The sequence below is a fragment of the Massilia sp. P2_C2 genome, from assembly GCF_056404615.1.
The window spans coordinates 1-3,069 of the sequence record NZ_JBFUDR010000494.1; the positions used below are offsets into that span (position 1 = coordinate 1).

Consider the following 3,069-nt stretch of genomic DNA (forward strand, 5'->3'; position numbering starts at 1 on the left):
GTGTGCCATCGTACTGGCCAAACTGTGTGCCATCGTACTGGCCAAACTGCCCAGTTTCGATTGGGAGTTGGCGCAGCGGCGCCGCGCGGCTGAGCGCTACGCCTACTGGCTCAAGGACCATATTCCCATCATGGCATTGCGTGACGGGCGGACCAGTGCGTATGCGCAGTACACCATCATCAGCACACAGCGCGACGCCTTGCGCGCACGCCTGGAAGCGGATGGCATCCCAAGCGCAGTCCATTATCCGGTACCGATTACTCACCAGCCGGCTTACTGCCAGATGGACAAGGACGCCCACTGTCCTGAAGCGTTGCGCCTTTCGCGCCATGTGCTCAGTCTGCCGATGGGGCCGTATCTTTCCGATGCCGACATCGACCGCATCTGTACCAGCGTATTAGCGGCTGAATACGATGCCATAGGTGCCATGGAATGAGCGCCACGCCAACCGCTGGCAAGGTGAGGCCTGTGCTGACAGTACTGGCAGGCACGCTGGCAGCGCAGATCCTGCCCATCCTCGCGGCCCCGCTGCTCACGCGCCTGTGCACGCCGGCCGAGATCGGTGCATTCGGCGCCTGGCTCGGGGTGGCGGCCACCGCAACGGTGGCAGCCACCTTGCGCATGGAGACGCCGATGCTGCTCGAAACGGATTTGGCCGGGCAGGGCGCATGCCTGCGCGTGGTGGCCTACTGGGCGGCGGTATTGGCACTAGCGCTCGTGATGGCCGCATTTGCCGCGCGGCTGGCGGGCCTGCCACTGGCCTGCATGCAGAGCTGGCCGACGCTGTTCATGCTCGGCGGCGCTGTCTGGCTGATGGCATACCAGAGTATCGTGAATGCCTATGCTGTTGCCCATCAGCGCTTTGGCGCTGCCGCCCGGACCAAAGTGTGGACTGTGGTGGCAATCACGACAACCCAACTGGGACTACTGTGGTGGCTGGGGCGCGGCTCTGTCGCCCTGCCGCTTGGTCTGCTCGTGGGCCTGCTGGTGGGCGTGTCTGCCGCGCGCCGCTACGTACGCCCGCCCGCCGTGGCGTGGGATTGGCGCCTGCACCCTGCCGACCGGGGAGTCGTGAAGCGGCACGTGCGGTTCGTCCAGTTCAGCCTGCCTTCCGATCTCCTCAATACCCTGGTCGGACAGTTGCCGCTGCTGCTGATCGGCAGTGCCCATGGCGCTGCAGCGGCGGGCATGTATGCGCTGACCCACCGGGTGCTGGCCGCCCCCGCATCGGTGCTGTCGAGCTCAATCCTGGAGGTCTTCAAGGCGCAGGCTGCTCAGGAGTGGCGTGGAAACGGCGACTGTCGCCAATCCTACCGTCGTACATTCAAACTGCTACTGGGAATTGGCGCGCTGCCGTCGCTGTTGCTGTGGTGGGTAGGGCCGCCCCTGTTCGCCCTCGTATTCGGCGCCAGCTGGCGCGCGGCAGGCGACATGGCCAGCCTGCTTGCGCCCCTCTATCTCGTCGGCTTTATCGCCAGCCCGCTGGGCTATGTCCTGTATATCACCGGTCGCCAGCATGTTGAGCTGGCCTGGCAGGGCGGGCTGCTGCTGGTCACACTGGCGGCCTTCCTGCTGCCGGCCACGCTCCGGCAATGCCTGCTCGCTTATGTCTGGGGCCGTATTGCCATGTACCTGCTGTACATGAGCCTGTCCTACCGCGCGGCGCTGGGGACTTCACCATCGAGGGAGCACTGCAATGCACGCTGACCATGCCAGCGCCGGCCACGCTCCGCAGGGATTGCCTCAGGTCGCTTTCCTGATACTTTTCCCCGGCTTCTTCTTTTATCACAGCGCCCTCGGCCTGGGTTACATCGGCGCTTTCGTGGGGGGATACTTCACCCCGGCTGCGGTCGTACTGCTCCTTCCGCTCCTGTTTGCCTATGCGGGTCAGTTGCGTCGCTCGGGCGGTCCCGGGCCAGGCGAACTGGCATTTTTCGGCTTCATTCTGTATATGGGCGCCATCTGGGTGGTGCAGGTTGCCGCCGGTGCCAACGCGAGCATCACCCGCAGCCATCTGCTGTTCCTGCTCGACGCGGTGGTGGTGTTCATCATCTTCCGGCTGCTGGACGTGCGTGCTGTCTCGTTGCAGCGCAAAGCGCTGGTCAGCCTGCTGCTGATGTCCGCCATTGTGTTTACCTTCGAACAGGATGGGATGTTCTACCTTGGCGCGCTTGGCCTCGCACGCGACCCGGAGGCGGTTGCTACCTACCAGGGCTTTTCACGGTCCTATCTCTTTGTCTATCTGGTCGTAAGCGTACGTTTGCAGTCGATCAGCGCGCGCCTGCCCCTTTACCTGCTGGCCGGCGCCACCCTGTATGTCAATGGGGCCCGCAGCGAATTCGTAGCGATGCTGGGCAGCGTTCCGCTGATCGAGCTATACCGGGCGCAGCAGCGCGCCCGTCTGCTCGGGCTGCTGTGCGCCATCGCGCTGGCCGTCAAGCTGGCCCTTGTGTACGGAACCCAATACCTCCCAGAGAACCGCACTCTGGAACTGCTTGATCTTTCCCAATCGAGCTCGGCAACACTACGCCATCAGTTGAACGTTCAGGCACTCGAGACCATCGCCAAGTATCCACTGCAGGGCAGCTATGCCAGCTATGAACCGGGCAGCTACGCGCACAACATATTGTCAGCCTGGGTCGATCTTGGCCTGTTTGGATTCCTGGCGCTTGTGGCGCTGCTGTTATGGCCACTTCAGCGCCTGCTCGTACAGTGCTTTCTACGACGCAATATGGGTCAAGACGTCGAGCTGCCTCTTTGCCTGTGTTGCACCACGGTGTTGCTTCTCCTGGGTTCTCATCACTATCACGACATGTTAATTGCCGCTACTTTAGGATCGTATGAACTCTATAATTCACGATATCGCGCGGACTCGAATCGTTCATCTCAGTTCAGCACATCCGCGGCATGATATCCGCATTTTTATCAAGCAATGCTGCAGCCTTGCCGCAAGCGGCTACCAGGTGTCCCTGGTGGTGGCCGATGGCCTTGGCGACGAGCAACGCGACGGCGTACAGATTGTCGACACGGGTGGCTGTGCGGGTCGGCTGCACCGCATGAGCGTGGGGG

The 3,069-nt window shown here is 62.6% G+C and carries 3 protein-coding genes; all 3 read left to right on the forward strand.

Features of this window, described 5'->3' with window-relative positions:
* Nucleotides 1-436: DegT/DnrJ/EryC1/StrS family aminotransferase (locus AC1DYX_RS29940; RefSeq protein WP_477265673.1), on the forward strand; the 436-nt coding region annotated here is incomplete at its 5' end.
* A 32-nt stretch (nucleotides 437-468) separates the two neighbouring features.
* Nucleotides 469-1,707: a lipopolysaccharide biosynthesis protein gene (locus AC1DYX_RS29945; protein ID WP_477265675.1), complete on the forward strand. Its 1,239-nt coding sequence runs from the start codon at nucleotides 469-471 to the stop codon at nucleotides 1,705-1,707.
* Nucleotides 1,697-2,911, forward strand: coding sequence for a hypothetical protein (locus AC1DYX_RS29950; protein ID WP_477265677.1), 1,215 nt, complete (start codon nucleotides 1,697-1,699; stop codon nucleotides 2,909-2,911). The genes AC1DYX_RS29945 and AC1DYX_RS29950 overlap by 11 nt, the downstream gene beginning before the upstream one ends.
* Nucleotides 2,912-3,069: the final 158 nt, after the last annotated feature.

Excerpts from the sequence above, each read along its gene's own strand:
- AC1DYX_RS29950 (WP_477265677.1), top strand. The coding sequence starts at position 1,697 with ATGCACGCTGACCATGCCAGCGCCGGCCACGCTCCGCAGGGATTGCCT.